22 protein-coding genes are annotated in these 22889 nt (G+C 57.4%); 9 read left to right on the top strand and 13 right to left on the bottom strand.

The features are described 5' to 3' along the window. Window positions 1-224 precede the first annotated feature (224 nt). Together nadE and cho are read left to right on the top strand one after the other, a co-directional pair. Complete coding sequence (nadE, locus tag F0320_RS08545; protein ID WP_047651945.1) at window positions 225-1049, top strand: ammonia-dependent NAD(+) synthetase; 825 nt, start codon at window positions 225-227, stop codon at window positions 1047-1049. A gap of 115 nt (window positions 1050-1164) precedes the next feature. Continuing rightward, on the top strand, window positions 1165-2043 hold the full coding sequence (gene cho / locus F0320_RS08540; protein WP_221765982.1) for an excinuclease Cho: 879 nt from the start codon (window positions 1165-1167) through the stop codon (window positions 2041-2043). Here cho and ves read toward each other — a convergent pair. From ves to astC, 7 genes are all read right to left on the bottom strand, one after another. Next, window positions 2021-2578, bottom strand: coding sequence for an environmental stress-induced protein Ves (gene ves / locus F0320_RS08535; protein WP_126328306.1), 558 nt, complete (start codon window positions 2576-2578; stop codon window positions 2021-2023). The two genes, cho and ves, sit on opposite strands and share 23 nt — an antisense overlap. Window positions 2579-2875: 297 nt before the next feature. Then, window positions 2876-3370, bottom strand: a complete 495-nt coding sequence (gene spy, locus F0320_RS08530) for an ATP-independent periplasmic protein-refolding chaperone Spy (RefSeq protein ID WP_047651943.1) — start codon at window positions 3368-3370, stop codon at window positions 2876-2878. Window positions 3371-3705: 335 nt separating this feature from the next. Next, on the bottom strand, window positions 3706-4671 hold the full coding sequence (gene astE / locus F0320_RS08525) for a succinylglutamate desuccinylase (protein ID WP_126328305.1): 966 nt from the start codon (window positions 4669-4671) through the stop codon (window positions 3706-3708). Window positions 4672-4681: 10 nt separating this feature from the next. After that, window positions 4682-6007 (bottom strand): N-succinylarginine dihydrolase, encoded by a 1326-nt coding sequence (gene astB / locus F0320_RS08520; RefSeq protein WP_126328304.1) that lies wholly within the window; start codon window positions 6005-6007, stop codon window positions 4682-4684. Continuing rightward, window positions 5994-7481: a succinylglutamate-semialdehyde dehydrogenase gene (gene astD / locus F0320_RS08515; RefSeq protein WP_126328303.1), complete on the bottom strand. Its 1488-nt coding sequence runs from the start codon at window positions 7479-7481 to the stop codon at window positions 5994-5996. Before astD ends, astB begins: the two co-directional genes overlap by 14 nt. Next, window positions 7478-8512, bottom strand: a complete 1035-nt coding sequence (gene astA, locus F0320_RS08510; RefSeq protein ID WP_126328302.1) for an arginine N-succinyltransferase — start codon at window positions 8510-8512, stop codon at window positions 7478-7480. The genes astD and astA overlap by 4 nt, the downstream gene beginning before the upstream one ends. After that, window positions 8509-9729, bottom strand: a complete 1221-nt coding sequence (gene astC, locus F0320_RS08505; protein WP_029742016.1) for a succinylornithine/acetylornithine transaminase — start codon at window positions 9727-9729, stop codon at window positions 8509-8511. The genes astA and astC overlap by 4 nt, the downstream gene beginning before the upstream one ends. A gap of 433 nt (window positions 9730-10162) precedes the next feature. On the opposite strand from astC, the gene xthA reads away from it, so the two are divergent. Both xthA and F0320_RS08495 read left to right on the top strand, forming a co-directional pair. After that, window positions 10163-10969 carry an exodeoxyribonuclease III gene (gene xthA / locus F0320_RS08500; protein ID WP_047651936.1) on the top strand — a complete coding sequence of 269 codons (807 nt, stop codon included), beginning with the start codon at window positions 10163-10165 and terminating at the stop codon, window positions 10967-10969. A gap of 82 nt (window positions 10970-11051) precedes the next feature. Then, on the top strand, window positions 11052-11468 hold the full coding sequence (locus tag F0320_RS08495) for a pyrimidine (deoxy)nucleoside triphosphate diphosphatase (RefSeq protein WP_126328301.1): 417 nt from the start codon (window positions 11052-11054) through the stop codon (window positions 11466-11468). On the opposite strand, the gene F0320_RS08490 is transcribed toward F0320_RS08495, so the two are convergent. Next, window positions 11428-11706: a DUF1496 domain-containing protein gene (locus tag F0320_RS08490; protein WP_047651934.1), complete on the bottom strand. Its 279-nt coding sequence runs from the start codon at window positions 11704-11706 to the stop codon at window positions 11428-11430. The two genes, F0320_RS08495 and F0320_RS08490, sit on opposite strands and share 41 nt — an antisense overlap. Before the next feature lie 228 nt (window positions 11707-11934). On the opposite strand from F0320_RS08490, the gene gdhA reads away from it, so the two are divergent. Next, a complete protein-coding gene (gdhA, locus tag F0320_RS08485; RefSeq protein WP_126328300.1) occupies window positions 11935-13278 on the top strand; it encodes an NADP-specific glutamate dehydrogenase in 1344 nt (447 codons plus the stop codon). 71 nt (window positions 13279-13349) lie between these two features. Here the strand turns inward: gdhA and F0320_RS08480 are convergent, their stop codons facing one another. The 3 genes from F0320_RS08480 to F0320_RS08470 all read right to left on the bottom strand — a co-directional run bounded on the left by F0320_RS08480 (window position 13350) and on the right by F0320_RS08470 (window position 16973). Next, window positions 13350-15257 (bottom strand): DNA topoisomerase III, encoded by a 1908-nt coding sequence (locus F0320_RS08480; protein ID WP_047651931.1) that lies wholly within the window; start codon window positions 15255-15257, stop codon window positions 13350-13352. Window positions 15258-15261: 4 nt separating this feature from the next. Next, entirely contained in the window at window positions 15262-16305 is a 1044-nt protein-coding gene (gene selD / locus F0320_RS08475) for a selenide, water dikinase SelD (RefSeq protein WP_047651929.1), read from the bottom strand. 116 nt (window positions 16306-16421) lie between these two features. Further along, window positions 16422-16973: an NAD(P)H nitroreductase gene (locus F0320_RS08470; protein ID WP_047651927.1), complete on the bottom strand. Its 552-nt coding sequence runs from the start codon at window positions 16971-16973 to the stop codon at window positions 16422-16424. A 167-nt stretch (window positions 16974-17140) separates the two neighbouring features. Between F0320_RS08470 and sppA the strand changes: the two genes are divergently transcribed. From sppA to pncA, 3 genes are all read left to right on the top strand, one after another. Then, window positions 17141-18997: a signal peptide peptidase SppA gene (sppA, locus tag F0320_RS08465; protein WP_126328299.1), complete on the top strand. Its 1857-nt coding sequence runs from the start codon at window positions 17141-17143 to the stop codon at window positions 18995-18997. A 63-nt stretch (window positions 18998-19060) separates the two neighbouring features. Beyond that, the gene (gene ansA / locus F0320_RS08460; RefSeq protein ID WP_008500705.1) at window positions 19061-20077 is read left to right on the top strand and encodes an asparaginase; all 1017 of its coding nucleotides are present in this window, start codon (window positions 19061-19063) and stop codon (window positions 20075-20077) included. A 9-nt stretch (window positions 20078-20086) separates the two neighbouring features. Further along, window positions 20087-20728 carry a bifunctional nicotinamidase/pyrazinamidase gene (pncA, locus tag F0320_RS08455; protein ID WP_126328298.1) on the top strand — a complete coding sequence of 214 codons (642 nt, stop codon included), beginning with the start codon at window positions 20087-20089 and terminating at the stop codon, window positions 20726-20728. Between the two features lie 45 nt (window positions 20729-20773). Here pncA and F0320_RS08450 read toward each other — a convergent pair whose 3' ends face one another. Next, window positions 20774-21037, bottom strand: a complete 264-nt coding sequence (locus tag F0320_RS08450; RefSeq protein WP_244997183.1) for a YeaC family protein — start codon at window positions 21035-21037, stop codon at window positions 20774-20776. A gap of 56 nt (window positions 21038-21093) precedes the next feature. Beyond that, complete coding sequence (gene msrB, locus F0320_RS08445) at window positions 21094-21507, bottom strand: peptide-methionine (R)-S-oxide reductase MsrB (RefSeq protein WP_008500710.1); 414 nt, start codon at window positions 21505-21507, stop codon at window positions 21094-21096. A gap of 340 nt (window positions 21508-21847) precedes the next feature. Here msrB and gapA point away from each other — a divergent pair, with 340 nt between their 5' ends. Continuing rightward, entirely contained in the window at window positions 21848-22843 is a 996-nt protein-coding gene (gene gapA / locus F0320_RS08440; protein WP_023311257.1) for a glyceraldehyde-3-phosphate dehydrogenase, read from the top strand. The last annotated feature ends 46 nt before the right edge of the window (window positions 22844-22889 follow it).

Here is a 22889-nt window from a genome sequence, read left to right as displayed (position 1 = left end):
CTCTTGTTTATCAGCGTGTTATCTAAGCATGGGATAAAAAGTACTATTGTTCAACTTTGTGAGTTACGCCAGACGAATTTCGGAAAATTCTAATAAAACAACGATAACCTGCTAAATCGGCGCAAATTAGCGCACTCGAAACTGTGATCCTTGTCGTTTCTCGCCCAAAGGGTTAGTTTTAACAGCTAACACATTCTGTTTATGTACTGCATATGGAGGGCGTGATGGCTCTGCAACAAGAGATTATTCAGGCACTGGGCGCGAAGCCTACGGTAGATGCACATGAAGAGATCCGCCGCAGCGTGGATTTTTTAAAATCGTACTTAAAAAAGAACGCTTTCCTGAAATCCCTGGTGCTGGGCATCAGCGGCGGGCAGGACTCTACCCTGACCGGTAAACTCTGCCAGATGGCGATTTCAGAGCTTCGCGAAGAGACGGGCGATGAGAAACTGCAGTTTATCGCGGTGCGTCTTCCTTATGGCGTACAGGCGGACGAGCAGGATTGCCAGGATGCCATTGCCTTCATTCAGCCAGACCGCGTGCTGACCGTGAATATTAAGGGCTCGGTGCTTGCAAGCGAGCAGGCGCTTCGCGAAGCGGGCATTGAGCTGAGCGATTTTGTCCGCGGCAACGAGAAAGCCCGCGAGCGCATGAAAGCGCAGTACAGCATCGCCGGGATGACCAAAGGCGTTGTCGTCGGCACCGACCATGCGGCAGAAGCGATCACCGGTTTCTTCACCAAATATGGCGACGGCGGCACCGACATTAACCCGATCTTCCGTCTCAACAAGCGTCAGGGTAAGCAGCTGCTGGCCGCGCTGGGCTGTCCTGAGCATCTGTATAAGAAAGCGCCGACAGCGGACCTTGAAGACGATCGCCCTTCCCTGCCGGATGAAGCGGCCCTTGGCGTTACCTATGACAACATCGATGATTATCTGGAAGGCAAAAAGCTGGATGAACGGACCGCGAAAATCATTGAAGGCTGGTATCTGAAAACCGAGCACAAGCGCCACACGCCAATTACGGTGTTTGACGACTTCTGGAAATAAACGCAAAACGGTAACCCGCTTTTGTAGGCCGGGTAAGGCTTAGTCGCCACCCGGCTCTTTTTTAACCATCACACTCCTGCTACACTGTATGTCTGAACAGTATATGGAGCAGTATGTGAGCAGGCGTCAATCCGCCCCGCGTCTTGAGTTTGAAGCGGCGGCTATCTACGAATATCCCGAACACCTTCGCCCCTGGCTTGAGGCGCTGCCTAAACAGCCGGGCGTGTACATCTTTCACGGTGAAAGCGACACCCTGCCGCTCTATATCGGCAAGAGCGTTAACATTCGCAGTCGGGTGTTATCCCATCTCCGTACGCCGGACGAGGCCGCCATGCTGCGCCAGTCGCGACGCATTACCTGGTTCCAGACCGCGGGAGAAATGGGCGCGCTGTTGCTGGAGGCGCGGTTGATAAAAGAACAACAGCCGCTGTTCAACAAGCGCCTGCGCCGCAACCGTCAGCTTTGCTCCCTGCAGATAAACGATGGCAAACCGGAGGTCGTCTACGCGCGCGACGTCGATTTTTCTCATGCCCCGAATCTCTATGGGCTGTTCGCCAATAAACGCGCCGCGCTCCAGGCGCTGCAGACGCTGGCGGACGATTTACAGCTTTGCTACAGCCTTTTAGGTCTTGAGGCAACCACCCGCGGACGCGCCTGTTTTCGATCCGCGCTGAAGCGCTGCGCCGGAGCGTGCTGCGGGAAAGAGAGCGTTGAGGCTCATCACGCCCGGCTTCTCACCGGTCTGGCGGCCATCAGCGTGAACTGCTGGCCCTGGGAAAGCGCCGTTGCGCTAAAAGAAGTGGGTGAGGCAATGACCCAGTATCACATCGTCAACAACTGGCTCTGGCTGGGCGCTGTAGACGACATCAACGACGCGGCAACCCTGCTGCGCACGCCCGCCGGATTTGACCACGATGGCTACAAAATTCTCTGTAAACCGGTCCTGGCCGGAAAGTTTGAGATCATTGTGCTCAATGACCCGGCAGCCACGTGATTTCGCTGAACAATAAGGTGCCCTGAGCCTCCAGCAGGCGCAGCGTATGGGTACCCTCCTCCCAGCTGGCGCCCTGATCGGCCGTCAGCAATTTATCACCCAGCTGCCACGCCCCGCTTAGCACGAACACCACGCCCCCGCGTGAGCCAAAGGTGGTAAAGGTTCGGTCAGCAACGCGTACCTTCGCCTTGCAGCAGTCGCGCCGGGTCATGATGTTAAAGTCCATCGCCATCCGCCCATCGGACAGCAGCGCTTTCACCGGCAGATCGCCGGCAAAACTATAGGGCTGGTGGTGCTTCAAGGTATGGAAGAATGCCTGTCCCGCATCCAGCGTCACCTCTCCCCCTTCCAGCAAGGTAATCACCCGGTCAACACCGGGAAACGAGGAGAATTCGCCGTTGCTGGCAATCGTCGCGATACTGGCACGCCAGTGAAAATCGCGCGTCGCGGGAGGGAAGCAGCAAATCTCACGCGTTTCGCCAGCACCATTGCGCCAGAGGCTGACCGGCATCTTACGGATATCAAAGAACTCCATCACCACTCCTGAATGGCACAACCCGTGCCAGGGCAAGGATATCGCTATCGTTGCTGTCTTGTTTGTTATCGTTGGGTATTCACAGAAACAGTATCGGCAGCAGAGCGGGCAGGCCTTAGCGGAACGTTAATAAAAATTCTAACGCCATGACTCTGCAAACATTCTCTGACGCGACTACAGGAGGATACCGCGCTGGCGGCGGCAGGCAAGAGGGCAGGAAAGAAAAACCGCCGGTCCTGTCCACAGCGGTTGCGCTTTTGTGGACAGGATCCCGGCGGTCTTAAGAGAGTGAACCGATTATTCGGTTGGTGCTGGCATTTTACCTTCCATCGCCGGACGTTCTGTCAGACGCTTCTCAAAATTCGCATTAAATTGTTTTTTCTGTTCCGGGGTCAGAATGTTGTAGATCTTGTTCTGGGTTTCCATGTGAGCCAGCATGCGGGCTTTGTGCTGCTCGGCCATTTTGTCGATCTGCGCTTCGGCTTTCGCCTTATCGAAGCTGTCGCTGGCGATGATGTCATGCATCGCACGGCGCTCTTCAAGCGGAGGACGTTTCATCTGGTCGCGTTCACCTTTTCTGATGTCGCGGATCTGCTGCTTCTGCGCATCCGTCAGGTTGAGATCCTTAAACATCATCATCTCGTTGTGCATACCCGGACCTTTATGATGCATCATCATTTTGCCTTCAGCAGGCGCGGCAGGTGCAGTGGTCGCAGTATCTGCGGCGAACGCCATGCTGGTAGCGCCCAGAGCCAGGGTAGAAGCAACAAACAGTGCAGTAAACTTACGCATAATTTATTTCCTTTCTTTCAGTTATTCTTCGGCGCTATGCCGTGTTGACGAGATTAACTTTACGGGGTTTATCGTCAATTAGTCAGAGCAACGGTAAAACAATGAAAGTGTAAAAAACAAATTTTCGCCAAATGTGGAGGAAATAAGGATAAAGCGTGGAGAGTTGCAACAAGAAATATTCAATGCGATGATTTTAAAGAGATTAAGCAGGAGTATAGCGAAGTAAAGATCAATAATAAAGCAATTCACCAGGAATATTCTGCAAAACAAGTGCAAGCGCTTTAATCGTTAAGAAAAGTTTTTTACCTCCCCCTCCCGGATGAGAGGGGAAAGGTTCAGGATATTTTTTCCAGCATCAGCCCGGCCCGCAGGCCAAACGCCACGCTCGGGTTAGGGAATAAAACATACTCGGTGGTGTTCTGCACCTCGTAACGCTCCTCGCCATCCTCGGCCAGCAGCGCCCCTTTGCGAAACGGCGTGAAGTTCAGAGTATGCGCGGCCATATGGAGCAGGAAGGCGTCGCTGCGCCGCGTGATCTGCTGTACGACCCGATACCGCTCGACGGGCTGATGCGCATGTTCAGGAGCCGTTCCTCCCAGCAGCGCCCGAAGGGCGAGATGCGTTGGCGCAAAGCGAGTGAGATCGTTCTGGCCAAACGGCAGCGCTTTTCCCAGCTCCAGCGTGCAGGACAGCGCAGCGAAACGTTCACAGGTGAAATGGGTAAACGTTCCGCCCGGCGACTGATGAAAGACCAGCGCCTCCAGCCCGGCGTCTCCCAGCCAGCTCAGGAACGCTTCATCCCACGGCTGACTGCGCTGCGGCAGAACGCCGAAGCGGACGTGGTAAGACGCGCGGATTGCCGTATGCAGATCCAGATGCCAGCGCACGGGCCCCGCAGCGGCAAAAAACGCGGTCACGACGTTCTCCAGCCACTCGGCCCGCGCCGTTTCATCGCTCTGGGGAAACTGCGACCAGCGGCCGCCGAACATGCGGTTAATGTCGCTCACCAGATACCGTTTGTTTTGCGCCAGCGCAGGAGGATTGCCGAGCACCACCAGCACGCGGCACTTCAGGGCGATCTCATTGCGGTACAGCGCACGCAGCAGCAGATCGACAATCTCAACGGGTGCGGTTTCATTCCCGTGGAGACCCGTTGAAAGCAGCAGCGACAGATCGCTTTTTACGGTCGGCGTCAGCTCAAGCACCCCGCGCCCCAGCCACCGCCAGCGAAATGAGGGGCCATCCCCCTCTTTCTGTTCCGGCGTCTCATCGGCCAGGGTCAGCGCCAGTAAATTTTCCATATCCACTCCTTTAGCGCTGGAACGGGTAAACCGATCCCAGTTGCAGGATTGTCGATAACGCGTCCAGCGCCTCGCGCCCTTCACGCAGAAGCTGCGGGTCAACCAGATCCGCCTGCGTCAGACTATCCCGATAGTAGCGATCGACCCAGTCATTCAGCCGCGTAAAGAGCGTATCGTTCATCATTACCGCGGGGTTCACCGCCTGCATTTCGTCCTGAGTCAAGACCACGCGCAGACGTAAACAGGCGGGACCACCGCCGTTGGCCATGCTTTCGCGCAGGTCAAACACGCGCAGTTCGTCAATCGGGTTATCGGCCTTGACCAGCTCCGTCAGGTAGCGCCACACGCCTTTATGATCCCGGGACTCCTGCGGCAGGACCAGCATCATGCTGCCATCGTCACGGCTCAGCAGCTGGCTATTGAACAGATAGGTTTCTACCGCGTCCTGCACGCTCACCGCCTCCGTTGGCACCTGGATAGGCGTGAAGCCGCGCACGCGCTCATGCAGCGTGGCGAGCAGCTTCTCCTGATGGGCAAACGCCTGCTCGTGACAGAACAGCACCTGACGGTTAGAAACGGCAATCACGTCGTTATGGAACACGCCCTGGTCAATCACGTGCGGGTTTTGCTGGGCAAAAACCACCTGCGAAGGATTGACCTGGTTCAGGCGGGCAACCGCCTGGCTGGCCGCCAGCGTCTGACGCGCAGGATAACGGGTTGGCGCGGCGTGGCCCCCCTCTTCTCGCCCGTAGATAAACAGCTGCAGGCCCGGGTCGCCATAATCGCCCCCCAGGCGGTTATGGTTGGCCGCGCCTTCGTCGCCAAACATCGCCACCTGCGGCAGAGCCTGATGCACCTCAAAATGGGCGTCATGATTGAAAATGGCGCGCAGAACGCGCTCGGTGGTATCCGCTTCGGTGGCGCGGTGGAATTTATTGTTCAGGTTCGCCACCGTCAGATGAACTTTGCCATCCAGCGTGTCGGCTGACGGCGCGACGGTCGCCGCGTTTGCCACCCACATAGAGGAGGCAGAGCTTGCCGCGGAGAGCAGGTGCGGCGTCTGCGTACCCGCTTTTTCTACCACCTGCTCATCGGTACCGCTAAAGCCGAGCTGACGAAGGACAGCCACGTTCGGGCGTTCCTGCGGCGGGATCACCGCCTGCGGGAAACCGGCATCCGCCAGCGCCTTCATCTTCAGCAGCCCCTGCTTCGCCGCCAGCTTCGGGTTCGACACCTGAAAACGGTGCTTCGTCGAGGCTTCATTACCAAAAGAGAGACCGGCATAGTGGTGCGTCAGCCCCACCAGCCCGTCAAAGTTAACCTCACGCGCTTTCATGACGATCCCCTCCGGTAAAATCCAGCCCCGGATTAAGCGTCTCCGGCAGCGTCAGCGCCGGGGTCTCCAGGCTCGCCATCGGCCACGCGCAGTAATCGGCGGCATACCATGCGCTGGCGCGATGGTTGCCCGACGCGCCCACGCCGCCGAACGGCGCGGTGCTCGCGGCCCCGGTCAGCGGTTTATTCCAGTTAACAATCCCGGCGCGCGCTTCCAGCAGCAGCCGATCAAACTTCTCGCGATGCGGCGAAATCAGCCCGCTCGACAGGCCGTAGCGGGTGTTGTTCGCCATCGCAATGGCCGCATCGAAATCGTCGTAACGCCAGACGCACAGCAGCGGGCCAAAGACCTCTTCATCCGGCACGTTGCTTGCGCCGCTCATCTCTACGATGCCCGGCGTCAGCAGCGAAGCACCCGCCTGAACCTGCTTCGGCTCCAGCAGGGTTTTCGCGCCGCGCGCGACGTGGTCCTGCCAGGCCTTCAGCACGTTCAGCGCGGCCTGTTCGGAAATCAGTCCGCCGATAAACGGCTGCGGGTCGGCATCCCACGCGGCTGGCACCAGACGCGCGCTCACCTCTACCAGACGTTTCAGGAAGACATCCCCCTGTGCGCCCCGTTTCACCAGCAGGCGGCGGGCACAGGTGCAGCGCTGTCCGGCGGTAATAAAGGCGGACTGGATCGTCAGGTGCACCGCGGCGTCGATATCGTCAGGGTCTTCCACAATCAGCGGATTGTTGCCGCCCATCTCCAGCGCCAGGATTTTCTCCGGCTGCCCTGCCAGCTGGCGATGTAGCTGATAGCCCGTACCGGCACTGCCGGTAAACAGCAGGCCGTCGATATCGCTCAGCGCGCTCAGCGCCTGACCGGTTTCCCGCCCGCCCTGCACCAGGTTCAGCACGCCCGGGGGCAGGCCGGCCTGTTCCCACAGCTTAACCACCGCCTCGCCGATGAATGGCGTGAGCTCGCTCGGTTTAAAGATGACGGTATTGCCCGCCAGCAGCGCGGGCACAATGTGACCATTTGGCAGGTGTCCCGGGAAGTTATAGGGGCCAAACACCGCCAGGACGCCGTGCGGCCGGTGGCGCAGCGTGGCCGCGCCGTCCGGCATGTCGGTGTGCTGTTCGCCGGTGCGGGTGTGATACGCCTTCACCGAAATAGCGATTTTGTTGATCATGGCCGTCACTTCGGTTGCCGCTTCCCATCGCGGTTTACTGGTTTCAGACGCGATGATGCGCGTCAGTTCGGCCCTGTTTGCCTCCAGCAGGCCGGCGAACTTTTCAACAATTTCCTGGCGCACGGCGAAAGGCTGTTTTGCCCACGCCGGAAACGCGCGGCGCGCGGCACGGCAGGCTTGTTCCACCTGAGCGGCGCTGGCGTCAAGCCCCTTCCATAGCACCTCTTTTCCAACCGGATTGGTCTTTACGCGCTCTTCGCCTTCGCCCGTGACCCAGTCACCGTTAATCCATAATGTCATGCTGTTTTCTCCTCAGGGCAGAGACGCACCAGGCGAACCGTATCGCCGGCGTTACATTTCAGGGCATCCAGTTCTGCAGCCGTCAGCACCAGACGTTCGCATTTCGGGTTGGTACGCACCAGCATGGCGCGGAAGTTGGCGTAATTTTCGTTCGACACCAGACAGGCGGGCCAGTCACCCGGCGCGGGCTGACCTTCAGAGACCTCAACCAGACGGCTCTTACGGATCGCGCGCACGCGGTCGATATCGCACTCAAGCGTTGGGCCGCCGTCAAAGATGTCGACATAGTTCCGGTAGCGGAAGCCCTCTTTCTCCAGCACCGCGCGGGCGGGCGCGGTTTGCGGATGGACTTCGCCAATCACCGCCTGCGCTTCCGGGCTGAGGAAATGGGTATAGATAGGATGCTTCGGCATCAGTTCGGCAATAAAGGCTTTCTGGCCAGTGCCGCAGAGATAGTCCGCCCGGCTGAACTCCATCGAGAAGAAGCGCTCGCCCAGGCTCTCCCAGAACGGCGAGTAGCCGGTGTCGTCGATTACGCCGCGCATCTCGGCGACCACTTTTTCGTTAAAGCGATCGCGGAAGGCGGCCATAAACATAAAGCGCGACTTAGAGAGCAGATAGCCGTTGCCCTCTTTGCGCCACGCCGGATCGAGGAACAGCGTGCAGAGCTCGCTGGCGCCCGTGTGGTCATTGCAGAGAAACAGCGTAGGCAGCGCGTTATAGACGTTCAGCTCTTTCGAGGCGTGAACCATGGTGCCGACGCGATAGTTGTACCACGGGTCGTTAAGCCCGACGGCCACTTCGATGGCGCAGATCCCGGCCACGGTCCCCGTGTCGATGTCTTCCAGCACGAACACATAACCCTGTTCGCTTTTTGGCAACGTCCCCTGCCAGGTTTGCAGGGCGCGCTCGATGCGCGCCGACAGCGTTTTTTCATCGGCAGGAAGCGAGGTCAGCCCGCCTCCCGTCTTACCGGCAAGCTGCATGAGCCCGGCGAGATCGCCGCGCTCAACGGGACGGATGACCATCATGATGACACCCCGGATTTCACTTTTTCACACGCCAGCGCAAAACGGTCGAGACCGGTTTGCACCTCTTCCTCGCTGACGATCAGCGCCGGCGCAAAACGCACCACGTTGGCACCGGCAATCAGCACCATCACGCCCACTTTTGCCGCTTCCTGTGAAATAAGTTTAGCTTTTCCGGCAAACTCAGCGGTGAGCTCGCAGCCGATTAACAGCCCCAGACCGCGAATTTCTTTAAACAGCCCCGTTTTGCCGTTGATGGCGTTCAGACGTTCAACAAACCAGTCGTGACGCTGCTTAACGCCTTTCAGCACCTCAGGCGTGTTAATGATGTCGAGAACCTGCCCGGCGACGGCGGTGGCCAGCGGGTTGCCGCCGTAGGTGGTGCCGTGGGTACCCACGGTCATCACGCTGGCGAATTTATCGGTGGTCAACGTCGCGCCAATCGGGAAGCCGCCCCCCAGCGCTTTGGCAGTCGAAAGCACGTCCGGCGTTACGCCATAGTGCATATAGGCATACAGCTCGCCGGTGCGGCCCACGCCGGTCTGCACTTCGTCGAAAATCAGGACCGCGTTGTGGCGATCGCACAGCTCGCGCAGCCCCTGCAGAAACGCTTTTTGCGCCGGAAGCACGCCGCCCTCGCCCTGCATCGGCTCGACGATCACCGCGCAGGTGGTGTCGTTAATCAGCTCGCTGGCGGACTGCAGATCGTTATAGATGCCGTGACGGATATCCGGCGGCAGCGGGGCGAAATCCTGCGAGTAGGAAGGCTGGCCGCCCGCGCTGACGGTAAAGAGCGTGCGCCCGTGGAAGGCATTTTTAAACGCCACGATGCCGCTCTTGTGGGTTCCAAATTTATCGTGCGCATATTTGCGCGCCAGCTTCAGCGCCGCTTCGTTGGCTTCCGCCCCCGAGTTACAGAAAAAGACTTTTTCGGCAAACGTCGCGTCGATCAGTTTTTTGGCCAGGCGCAGCGCGGGCTCGTTAGTAAAGCCGTTGCCGGTATGCCAGAACTTCGCCGCCTGGTCATTCAGCGCCTGACGCAGCGCCGGGTGCGCGTGACCCAGCGCGTTGACCGCAATCCCACCTGCAAAGTCGATATACTCTTTACCCTGCTGATCCCACAGGCGCGAGCCTTCCCCACGAACCGGAATAAAAGCCGCCGGAGCGTAAACCGGCATCATCCATTCATCGAAATTTTCACGCGTAATTGACAGAGACATAGCGACCTCATCCGGTAAATAAAAAGTTATTTGAATGTTAAATAATTGAGTGTTTGCACTGTGAATGTAGATTGCAGCCTTCGTGCCAGCCAGCGATAAAATTGCATAAACGGGTTGGGGTAACAGAATATCAACAAGTTACAATATGGAGTTATTCACTGTTAGTGCATAAAAAGTGAATATTTTTACGACAAGCGGCGCTTTGCCGCATGAAAATCAGAAAGAGTATGCACAGGCCAAATATAATTCTGGAATTGTGATCGCTCGCGAAATTTATCGGTCATTTACGCCCTGTTTGAGGGCGAGTCGCGTCAGAATGGTGCAAATATTGCACCACCGGCATTATCTGTCGCAGTTATTGGTCGAAGCCGGTAACAGTTGACGCAAATTCTGCTACCATCCATGCACTATTCACCTTGCACTGGCAGCGACTATGAAATTTGTCTCTTTTAATATCAACGGCCTGCGCGCCCGCCCCCATCAGCTTGAAGCCATTGTTGAGCAACATCAGCCAGATGTGATCGGCCTGCAGGAGACCAAGGTTCACGATGACATGTTCCCCCTCGAAGAGGTGGCGAAGCTCGGTTACAACGTCTTTTATCATGGGCAGAAAGGTCACTATGGCGTTGCGCTGTTGACCAAAGAGACGCCAGTTTCAGTCCGCCGTGGGTTTCCCGGCGATGACGAAGAAGCGCAGCGCCGCATCATCATGGCGGAACTGCCTTCCCCGCTGGGGAACATCACCGTGATTAATGGTTACTTTCCCCAGGGCGAGAGCCGCGACCATCCGACCAAATTCCCGGCTAAAGCCAAGTTTTATCAGGATCTGCAGGACTATCTAACCACCGAACTGAACAAAGACAATCCGGTGCTGATCATGGGTGATGTGAATATCAGCCCGACCGATCTGGATATTGGCATCGGTGAAGACAGCCGCAAACGCTGGCTGCGTACCGGCAAATGCTCCTTCCTGCCGGAAGAGCGCGAGTGGATGCAGCGCCTGCTGGACTGGGGGCTGGTGGATACCTTCCGTACCGCCAACCCGGAAACGCAGGACCGCTTCTCGTGGTTTGACTACCGCTCAAAAGGCTTTGACGACAACCGCGGCCTGCGTATCGACCTGCTGCTCGCCAGTTCGCCGCTGGCCGAGCGCTGCATCGAAACCGGGATCGACTACGAGATCCGCAGCATGGAAAAACCGTCTGACCACGCGCCGGTGTGGGCTAAATTCAAGCTGTAATGACGCGTAAGCCTTTTAAAAATCCTTTTCCTGTGCGCCCTTCCGGGCGCATTTATTTTTTCACTATCAATTATTGACGACCATGCTGAAAACACTCGATGTCGTTGCCGCCATCATCGAAAAAGACGGCAACATTTTACTGGCGCAGCGCCCTGCCCATGCCGATCAGCCAGGAATGTGGGAGTTTGCAGGCGGTAAAGTCGAGGCCGGAGAAACCCAGCCAGAAGCGCTTATCCGCGAGCTGCGTGAAGAGCTGGGTATTGAAGCGCAGCCTGCACAATACGTGGCAAGCCACCAGCGCGAAGTCTCGCAGCGGTTGATTAACCTGCATGCCTGGCACGTTCCTGCTTTTCTCGGCGAGCTCACGGCGCACTACCACAGCGCGCTCGCGTGGTGTACGCCGGAAGAGGCGTTTGGCTACGCCTTAGCCCCCGCGGATATTCCGCTGCTGGAAGCGTTTATTGTTTTACGCGACGCCAGACCAGCGGGTTCGTACTGATGGCGCGCTCGTCGCGCTGGCACTGCAGCAGAATGCCGTCCGCTTTCACAACGGCCCCTTCCGAGTAGTTCTGATTCTGATAGATACAGCACTGATTACAGGGCTGCACCGTTTGATTCTGGCCGCTGGAGCTAAACACTTCCGGCGGCACATTCACTTCCACATCCGGACGAATGCGGTCAGCCTGAGCGCCAGCGGTAAACATCAAACATAACGCGGTCATCACATAACGGTTCATCGACTTGTCTTCCTGTTGTGTCCTGATATTGACTATAACGGTAAACCAGAGCGGAACCTTTAATTTATCTCTTCATCGCTTTTCGTTATGACGCCCGTCCTCTCATTAATTTCCCTTTCGTCATAAATTTCTGCTTGCCTCACAAAGCGGTACGGGTGGTATAGTCAAAAAAACAACACAAATCGCATAAGTAATACACATAAAATACGATAAGAGGTTCTTATATCTATGGATCAGACACGCTCTCTGGAAAGTTTCCTTGCCCATGTTCAGCAGCGCGACCCGCACCAAAGCGAGTTCGCGCAGGCCGTGCGTGAAGTTATGACCACCCTGTGGCCCTTCCTTGAACAAAACCCGCGTTATCGCCAGATGTCGCTGCTTGAACGCCTTGTCGAGCCAGAGCGCGTGATCCAGTTCCGCGTGACGTGGGTTGACGATCGCAACCAGGTACAGGTTAACCGCGCCTGGCGCGTTCAGTTTAACTCGGCGATTGGCCCGTTTAAGGGCGGCATGCGTTTTCATCCGTCCGTGAACCTGTCGATTCTGAAATTCCTCGGCTTCGAGCAGACCTTTAAAAACGCCCTCACCACGCTGCCGATGGGCGGCGGCAAAGGCGGCAGCGATTTCGACCCGAAAGGCAAAAGCGAAGGCGAAGTCATGCGCTTCTGCCAGGCGCTGATGACCGAACTCTACCGTCACCTCGGCCCGGATACCGACGTTCCTGCCGGTGATATCGGCGTGGGCGGACGTGAAGTGGGCTTTATGGCCGGGATGATGAAAAAGCTCTCCAACAACAGCGCCTGCGTCTTTACCGGCAAGGGACTGTCGTTTGGCGGGAGCCTGATCCGCCCGGAAGCGACAGGATACGGCCTGGTTTACTTCACCGAGGCGATGCTCAAGCGTCACGGTTTAGGCTTTGAAGGTATGCGCGTCGCGGTGTCCGGCTCCGGTAACGTGGCGCAGTACGCTATTGAGAAAGCGATGCAGCTTGGCGCTCGCGTGGTGACCGCCTCTGATTCCAGCGGCACGGTGGTGGATGAAGCGGGCTTCACGGCAGAGAAGCTGGCGCGCCTGTGTGAAATCAAAGCCAGCCGCGATGGCCGCGTGGCGGATTATGCCCGGGAGTTTGGCCTGACCTACCAGGAAGGGAAACAGCCGTGGAGCGTTCCGGTGGATATCGCCCTGCCGTGCGCCACGCAGAACGAGCTGGATGCGGACGCCGCGCGTACCCTGATTAGCAACGGCGTAAAAGCGGTGGCCGAAGGGGCAAATATGCCGACCACCATCGATGCGACGGACCTGTTCCTGGAAGCGGGCGTGCTGTTTGCGCCGGGCAAGGCCGCTAACGCGGGCGGCGTGGCGACCTCCGGCCTCGAAATGGCGCAAAACGCTGCGCGTCTCGGCTGGAAGGCGGAGAAAGTGGATGCGCGCCTGCACCACATCATGCTGGATATTCACCATGCCTGCGTGGAGTACGGCGGCGAGGCGTCGCAAACCAACTACGTGCGCGGCGCGAATATCGCCGGGTTCGTGAAGGTCGCGGATGCGATGATTGGGCAGGGCGTGATTTAAGGTTTATCGCGTGTGGCCGGGTGCCCTCACCCCGGCCCTCTCCCACGGGGTGGGGGAGAAAACCGGGCGTATCAGGCCGCGCTCTTTTTCTTTTTAAACGGTTTCTTCGCGCCGCCACCGGGGGCAACCATCCCTCTGAACGTTTTCACCGGCGTGCTGCGGGCCTGATCGATCAGCTGGTAAAGCGTCCCGACCAGCGGCTGCATAAAGTCCTGATAGCGACACTGCTTCTCGCTGATCTGCGTCAGCACCGATTCCCAGTGCGCGGTCATGTCCGGCCTGGCGGCCAGCTCCGGCAGAGAGTGGATTAGCGCCCGGCCCGGTTCCGTTGAGTGGATATAGCGCCCTTTTTTCTCCAGGAAACCGCGCTTAAAGAGCAGCTCGATGATCCCCGCTCGCGTCGCTTCCGTCCCCAGACCGTCGGTGGCGCGCAGGATCTTCTTCAGATCTTTATCCTGCACAAACCGGGCGATACCGGTCATCGCCGACAGCAGCGTCGCATCAGTGAAATGGCGCGGCGGCTGGGTCTGACGTTCAACCACTTCGCCCTTCTCGCACAGCAGTTCGTCATCTTTGGCGACCACCGGCAGCGGCGTGCCGTCGTTCTCCTCGTCGCGCTCTTTGTTACCGAGCAGCGTGCGCCAGCCCGCTTCCGCAAGGAAACGCGCTTTGGCGATAAACTTGCCTTTGGCAATCTCAAGCTCAATCACGCACTTACGGAATACCGCGTCCGGGCAGAACTGCATCAGGTACTGACGGGCGATCAGGTTATAGACCTTCGCTTCGTTGTCGGTCAGGTTGACGCTGCTGGCGCGCGCAGTCGGAATAATCGCGTGGTGGGCATCGACCTTTTTGTCGTCCCAGCAGCGGTTATGGGTGTCCGGGTTCACCGCCGGCTGCGGGAGCAGATCCGGCGCGTGTACGCCGATGGCGTTCATCACCGAATGGCGTCCGGCAAAGTGCTCTTCCGGCAGATAGCGGCTGTCCGAACGCGGATAGGTGATGAGCTTATGGGTTTCGTAGAGCTTCTGGCAGATATCCAGCACGTTCTGCGCGCTCAAGCCAAACTTTTTGGCCGCCTCAATCTGAAGTGCAGAAAGCGAAAACGGCAGCGGCGCAGGTTCTGATTCCCGTTTATCGTTATAGCTGGTGACGATAGCCGGCTGGCCGGTAATGCGGTTAACCACATGATCCGCCAGCGGACGATGCAGCAAGCGCCCCTCTTCATCCTGATACGACTCGCAGGCATCGCTCGGCTGCCAGACGGCGGTGAAGCGCTCGTCTTTAGGCGTGACGATATGCGCTTTCACCTCAAAGAAATCTTTAGCGACGAAGTTTTCAATCTCTTCATCGCGACGCACGACCAGCCCCAGCACCGGCGTCTGCACGCGCCCCACGGAAAGCACGCCCTGATAGCCCGCGTTGCGCCCAAGAATGGTGTAGGCGCGGGTCATATTGATGCCGTACAGCCAGTCGGCGCGGGCGCGGGCTAATGCCGAGACGCACAGCGGGATAAACTCGCTGTTGGCGCGCAGGCGCGAAATCGCCCGCTCGACCGCCTGCGGGTTGAGGTCGTTGATCAGGCAGCGCTGCACCTGCTGGCGCTTTTCCGGCGCCAGCTCAAGATAGTCCAGCACTTCATCGACCAGCAGCTGTCCTTCCCTGTCCGGGTCACCCGCGTGCACGATTTCTTCGGCTTCATGCAGGAAGCGCTTGATCACGTTGAGCTGTTTAGTGACGGAGGGACGGGGCTGCAGCCGCCATTTTTCCGGCACGATGGGCAGATCGTTCAAATTCCAGCGGGCGTAGCGGCTGTCGTAGACATCCGGCTGCGCCTGCTCAAGCAGGTGACCGATACACCAGGTGACCACCTGCCCGTTACCGCATTCGATAAAGCCGTCGCCCTTGCGATGCGGCTTAGGCAGCACGTCGGCGATGGCACGGGCCAGGCTCGGCTTTTCGGCAATAAACAACCGCATCGAATTAACGGATCTCAATCATCGGACGACCGCCGCGCGCGGTCACCAGCTCGCCGATCGCCGTCAGGGTGATGCCGAACTCGGCGGCCGTGGCCTGAACCTCGGCTTCGGATTCCGGCGTCACCGCCAGCAGCAGGCCGCCGGAAGTTTGCGGATCGCACAGCAGGTTGCGCCACTCTTCAGGCATTTCGCCCATCAGGTGACCGTAGCTGGCGAAGTTGCGCTGGGTACCGCCCGGGATCGCGCCCTGAGCAATGTACTCCTCCACGCCCGGCAGCTTCGGCACGTCCTGATACCAGACCTGCGCCTGAACGCCCGCACCCTGACACACTTCAGAGAGGTGTCCCAGCAGACCAAAACCGGTGACGTCGGTCATCGCCTTCACGCCGTCGATATTGGCAAACGCCGCACCGGCGAGGTTCATCTGGCACATGACTTCGGTTGCCAGGCCTTTGTGCTCCGGTTTCAGCAGGGATTTTTTCTCGGCGGTGGTCAGCACGCCAATGCCCAGCGGCTTGGTAAGGAACAGCTTGCAGCCCGCCTGCGCGGTGCTGTTGCGCTTCACGCGCTCGGTCGGCACCACGCCGGTGACGGCCAGGCCGAAGATAGGCTCCGGCGCATCGATAGAGTGACCACCGGCCAGGGCAATCCCCGCCTGCTGGCAGGCAAAACGACCGCCATCAATCACCTCACGGGCCACTTCCGGCGGGATGGTGTTGATCGGCCAGCCCAGAATGGCAATCGCCATGATCGGCTTACCGCCCATCGCGAAGATATCGCTGATGGCGTTGGTGGCCGCAATGCGCCCAAAGTCGAACGGGTTGTCGACAATTGGCATAAAGAAGTCGGTAGTACTGATAATGCTGGTGCCGTTACCTAAGTCATAAACTGCAGCATCGTCACGCGTTTCGTTGCCGACAAGCAGGTTCGGGTCGACAAACTTCGCCTGTTCACTGTGCAGGATGGTCTCCAGCACTTTCGGGGAAATTTTACAACCGCAACCGGCTCCGTGGCTGTACTGCGTTAAACGAATGGTTTGCTCGCTCATGGACGTCTCCTGTCATCTCAATCGCGCTATGGTAGCGCTCATTCCATAAAGAGGTAAGTATGACTGTCTGAATTCTGCGGCAGATGCTCAGAATCCAGACAGTTTAGCGTGCGTGATCAGAAACGGCTGACGAAAGGCGTGGTGTCCGGAATGCTTATGGTGCTGGAGGCTTTAAGCTGCGGGGTGCCGAGATAAAGGAAACCGACAATTTTGTCATGTTCGCCACAGGAAAATCCTGCCCGCACGGCTGCGCTCTCCGTCAACGGCCCGGTACGCCAGATACCGTTAAAGCCCTGCGCGACGGCGGCCATTTGCATCGCCATAACCGCACAGCCCGCGGACATTTCCTGTTCCCAGACCGGCACCTTATGGTCGGCCTGGCATTTTGCCACGACGGCGATAATCATCGGGGCGCGGAACGGGGCATTGCGCGCCTTGTCGATACCCTTCTCATCCTGACCGGCGGCAACCGCGCCCTGCTCCAGCAGCTGGCTGAAACGATCGCGGCCTTCGCCTTCAATCACAAAGAAGTGCCACGGCTGCAGCGTACCGTGATCGGGGGCACGCATGCCGGCACGCAGAATGTTCTCCAGCTGCTCGCCTGCCGGGGCAGGTTCGGCCAGACGGGAAGCGCTACGGCGGTTAACAAGCAGTTCGAGTGCGTCCATTGGTTAACTCCTTTCTTGAAATTTACTCACAAAATTAACACGACGGCAGATTTTGTTACAGCCTGGCAGGCGATTCCTGCTGACAAGTGGCGGTTGGGTCATTACGATAACCCAACATTACCGTCCAGTGGCGACGGAAACAGTCATTTTCTGGTTAGGGAGAATATATGCGAACCCTTTGGCGAATCATTGCCGGTTTCTTTAAATGGACGTGGCGACTGCTCAACTTCGTCCGCAACCTGGTGATGAACATCTTCTTCATCCTGTTGGTTCTGGTTTGCGCGGGCATCTGGATGCACATCAGCAACGCGAATCAGGCGCAGCATTCAACTCGCGGGGCCCTGTTACTCGATATCACCGGCGTTATCGTTGATAAACCGTCCGCCAGCAACCGACTGGGGGCAATCAGCCGCCAGCTGTTTGGCGCGACGTCAGACCGCCTGCAGGAAAACTCCCTGTTCGATATCGTCGATACCATCCGCCAGGCCAAAGACGACCGCAACATCACCGGAATCGTGCTGGATCTGAAAGATTTTGCCGGAGGCGATCAGCCTTCAATGCAGTACATCGGTAAAGCGCTGCGCGAATTCCGCGACAGCGGCAAGCCGGTGATTGCCGTGGGCGACAGCTACAGCCAGGGGCAATATTATCTGGCGAGCTTCGCCAATAAAATCTGGCTCTCCCCGCAGGGTACGGTCGATCTGCACGGCTTTGCCACCAACGGCCTGTACTACAAATCCTTGCTCGACAAGCTGAAGGTCACCACCCACGTCTTCCGCGTCGGCACGTATAAATCAGCCGTCGAGCCGTTTATCCGCGACGACATGTCTCCTGCCGCCCGTGAAGCGGACAGCCGCTGGATTGGCGAGCTGTGGCAGAACTATCTCGGCACCGTTGCCGCTAACCGCCAGATTACGCCTGAGCAGGCGTTCCCTGGCGCGAAGGGCGTGCTGGATGGCCTGCGTAAGGTTGACGGTGATACCGCGAAATATGCGCTGGATAACAAACTGGTTGATGCCCTGGGCACCAGCGCCGAGATTGAAAAATCCCTGAGCAAACAGTTTGGCTGGAGCAAAGAGGACAAAAATTACAGCGCCATCAGCATGTATGATTACTCGACGAAAAAGCCGGATGACAGCGGTGACAGCGTCGCGGTGGTGTTTGCCAACGGCGCTATCATGGACGGTCAGGAGACCCCAGGCAACGTGGGCGGCGATACTACCGCGTCACAAATCCGCGATGCTCGCCTGGATCCAAAAGTGAAAGCGATCGTCCTGCGCGTGAACAGCCCTGGCGGCAGCGTCACCGCCTCCGAGGTGATCCGCGCTGAACTGGCCGCGGCACGCGCCGCCGGCAAGCCGGTGGTTGTATCCATGGGCGGAATGGCCGCCTCCGGAGGTTACTGGATCTCAACGCCAGCCAACTACATCGTGGCTAACCCAAGCACGCTGACCGGCTCGATCGGTATCTTCGGGGTGATCAACACCGTAGAGAACAGCCTGGATTCTCTGGGCGTACATACCGATGGCGTAGCGACCTCTCCGCTGGCGGATGTGTCGGTGACCAAATCCCTGCCGCCGGAAGTCTCTGAGATGATGCAGCTCAGCATTGAGAACGGCTATAAGCGCTTTATCACCCTGGTGGCGGACTCGCGTAAAAAGACGCCTGAGCAGATCGACCAGATTGCGCAGGGCCACGTCTGGACCGGCCAGGATGCGAAGAGCAACGGTCTGGTCGACAGCCTGGGCGATTTCGATGACGCGGTGAAGAAAGCCGCCGAGCTGGCGAAGCTGAAGCAGTGGCATATCGAGTATTACCAGGACGAACCGTCGTTCTTCGATATGGTCATGGACAGCATGTCCGGGTCGGTACGCGCCATGCTGCCGGAGGCGATGCAGGCTTACCTGCCTGCGCCGGTCGCCACGGCGGCGAAAGCGATGAAGGCAGAGAGCGATAAGCTCGCGGCCTTTAACGATCCACAGAGTCGTTACGCGTTTTGCCTGACCTGCGCTAACGTCCGTTAAAAACCGTCCCCTCTTCCCGCGAAGAGGGGATTTTTTTCTTTTGAAGAACAAGAACTCACTACCATGCAGAAGAAATCGATTTATGTAGCCTACACTGGCGGTACCATCGGTATGCAGCGCTCTGAAAACGGCTATATCCCTGTCTCCGGCCACCTGCAGCGTCAGCTTGCGCTGATGCCAGAATTCCACCGTCCGGAAATGCCAGACTTCACCATCCACGAATACGAGCCGCTGATGGACTCCTCCGACATGACGCCGGAAGACTGGCAGCACATCGCGGATGACATTAAAGCCCATTACGACCAGTACGACGGCTTCGTGATCCTGCACGGCACCGACACCATGGCGTTTACCGCCTCGGCGCTCTCCTTCATGCTGGAGAACCTGAGCAAGCCGGTTATCGTCACCGGGTCGCAAATCCCCCTGGCGGAGCTGCGCTCGGACGGGCAGATCAACCTGCTGAACTCCCTGTACGTGGCGGCGAATTACCCGATTAACGAAGTGTCGCTGTTTTTCAACAACCGTCTGTATCGCGGCAACCGCACCACCAAAGCCCATGCCGACGGCTTTGACGCCTTCGCCTCCCCTAACCTGCAGCCGCTGCTGGAGGCCGGGATTCATATCCGTCGTCTGGGCACGCCGCCTGCGCCGAACACCGCCGGCGAGCTGATCGTGCATCCGATCACTCCGCAACCGATTGGCGTGGTCACTATTTACCCGGGTATCTCCGCTGACGTGGTGCGTAACTTCCTGCGCCAGCCGGTGAAAGCGCTGATTCTGCGCTCCTATGGCGTAGGCAACGCGCCGCAGAACGGCGAATTCCTGAAAGAGCTCCAGGAAGCCAGCGAGCGCGGAATTGTGGTCGTGAACCTGACCCAGTGTATGTCCGGTAAAGTGAATATGGGCGGCTATGCCACCGGCAACGCGCTGGCGCATGCAGGGGTTATTAGCGGCTTCGATATGACCGTTGAGGCAACGCTGACTAAACTTCACTATTTACTGAGTCAGGATTTGGACATTCAGTCCATTCGCAGCGCGATGATGCAAAACCTGCGCGGCGAGCTGACCCCGGACGAATAAGGAGTGCTCATGAAGCAACGCGCCCTGCTACTGGTCGATTTGCAAAATGATTTCTGTGCGGGCGGTGCGCTGGCCGTCGCCGAAGGTGATAGTACCGTTGACGTGGCCAACACGCTGATTGACTGGTGCAAAGCCCGCGGTGAAGCGGTTGTCGCAAGCCAGGATTGGCACCCGACGAACCACGGCAGCTTTGCCAGCCAGCACGACGTCGAGCCGTTCACTCAGGGGAAACTCGACGGGCTGGCGCAAACCTTCTGGCCGGATCACTGCGTACAGCAGACGGAAGGCGCGGAGCTGCATCCGCTCCTGAACCAGAAAGCCATCGACGCGGTGTTCCATAAAGGTGAAAACCCGGCTATCGACAGCTATAGCGCGTTTTTTGATAACGGGCATCGCCAGAAAACGGCGCTGGACGCGTGGTTACGTCACCATGAAATCACGGAGCTGATCGTGCTGGGCCTGGCGACGGATTACTGCGTGAAGTTTACCGTGCTGGACGCGCTCCAGTTGGGGTATACCGTCAGCGTCATCACCGACGGCTGCCGCGGAGTGAACATTCAACCGCAGGACAGCGCTCAGGCGTTTATGGATATGGCTGCGGAAGGCGCAACGCTGTATACGCTCGAAGACTGGCTGGAAACGCAGGCGTAGTCTTTTACACCCTCTCCCTGTGGGAGAGGGTATCAAGCTGCACCGTTATTGCATTTTCATCGTCGCAATCGGCTTCGGCGTGATGCCAAAATCTTCTTTCAGCTCGCGCTTGCTCTTCATCACCATCTGGCCCTGGGTGTCGATGGTCATATGCTGCGCGTCGGTGTTATGGCGCGCCTGCCACAGCATTACCAGCTGCAGGCTGTTCTCTTTTTGCTCCGGCGTCAGCGCAACGCCGTCGGGCCATTTTCCCAGTTCTACGGCGGTCACCAGACGCTGATAAATCTCCGGCGTCATGCCGCTAATCATGTCATCAATATTCACACTCGCGCCCTTTCAAAGGAATAATTTGCTGAATCGTTTTTTCAACCCTTAATCTGGTCACCGTTTTCATCATCGGTGAAGCTCATTGAGGCTGAATTTACGCAGAAACGCTCGCCGGTAGGCTGTGGGCCATCCGGGAAGACGTGCCCAAGGTGCGCATCGCAGTTGCCGCAGCGAATTTCCGTACGCACCATGCCGTGCGACGAGTCGGTCAGGTAGCGGATGGCCTCATCGCTCACCGGCTCGTAGAAACTCGGCCAGCCGCAGCCAGAATCAAATTTCGTTTGTGAATTGAACAGCGGGGCATCACAGACCAGACAGTGGTAGACGCCGTCCCGCTTGTTGTGCAGTAAACGCCCGGTGAACGGCGGTTCCGTTCCGTGATTCTGCGTCACGTAAAACTGCATTTCTGTGAGGTTTTTTTTCAAATCGTCAGGGTTACGTTGGTTCGACATATGCTTACATCTCGCTGTAGAAACAGACATCTTTTAACCCCGATTCTAACAAAACATTAACACCCTTGCGTGCACTTTTGTTCTAAACTTATGTGTCGCGAATAAGCGGTCAGGCAATTGTGATCACGTTCACATTTTTATCCTGCGAGGACTTTAAAATCCCGGCGCAGCCCCCATATGGGTGCAAGCTCAAAGGGAAAGTGAGGCGAGTCAGTCGCACAAACGTTAGTCACAGGATTGATTTGTCGCAATGATTGACACGATTCCGCTTGACGCTGCGTAAGGTTTTTGTAATTTTACAGGCAACCTTTTATTCACTAACAAATAGCTGGTGGAATATATGACTATCAAAGTAGGTATCAACGGTTTTGGCCGTATCGGCCGTATTGTTTTCCGTGCTGCTCAGAAACGTTCTGACATCGAAATCGTTGGTATCAACGATCTCCTGGACGCTGAATACATGGCGTACATGCTGAAGTACGACTCAACTCACGGTCGTTTCGACGGCACCGTTGAAGTGAAAGACGGCCACCTGGTTGTTAATGGCAAAACCATCCGCGTTACTGCTGAAAAAGACCCAGCTAACCTGAAATGGAACGAAATCGGTGTTGACGTTGTTGCTGAAGCAACCGGTATCTTCCTGACCGACGAAACTGCGCGTAAACACATCACCGCTGGTGCGAAGAAAGTTGTTCTGACTGGTCCTTCCAAAGACAACACCCCAATGTTCGTTCGTGGTGCAAACTTCGAAACTTACGCTGGCCAGGATATCGTGTCTAACGCATCCTGCACCACCAACTGCCTGGCACCGCTGGCTAAAGTTATCAACGACAACTTCGGCATCATCGAAGGTCTGATGACTACCGTTCACGCGACCACCGCTACTCAGAAAACCGTTGATGGCCCGTCTCACAAAGACTGGCGCGGCGGCCGTGGCGCGGCTCAGAACATCATCCCATCCTCTACCGGTGCGGCTAAAGCTGTAGGTAAAGTACTGCCAGAACTGAATGGCAAACTGACTGGTATGGCGTTCCGCGTTCCAACTCCTAACGTATCCGTTGTTGACCTGACCGTTCGTCTGGAAAAAGCTGCTTCTTATGAAGAAATTAAGAAAGCAATCAAAGCTGCTTCCGAAGGCGCAATGAAAGGCGTTCTGGGCTACACCGAAGACGACGTTGTATCTACCGATTTCAACGGCGAAATTTGCACTTCAGTATTCGATGCTAAAGCAGGTATCGCACTGAACGACAACTTTGTGAAACTGGTTTCCTGGTACGACAACGAAACTGGCTACTCTAACAAAGTACTGGACCTGATCGCTCACATCTCCAAATAAGTTGAGATGAGTGCTTGATCCAAAAAGGCGACTTCGGTCGCCTTTT

The sequence above is a fragment of the Enterobacter dykesii genome (genome assembly GCF_008364625.2).
GTDB classification, from domain to species: Bacteria; Pseudomonadota; Gammaproteobacteria; order Enterobacterales; family Enterobacteriaceae; genus Enterobacter; species Enterobacter dykesii.
The sequence above is the reverse complement of the archived record's forward strand: the minus strand, read 5'-3'. Positions and strand labels throughout refer to the sequence as shown.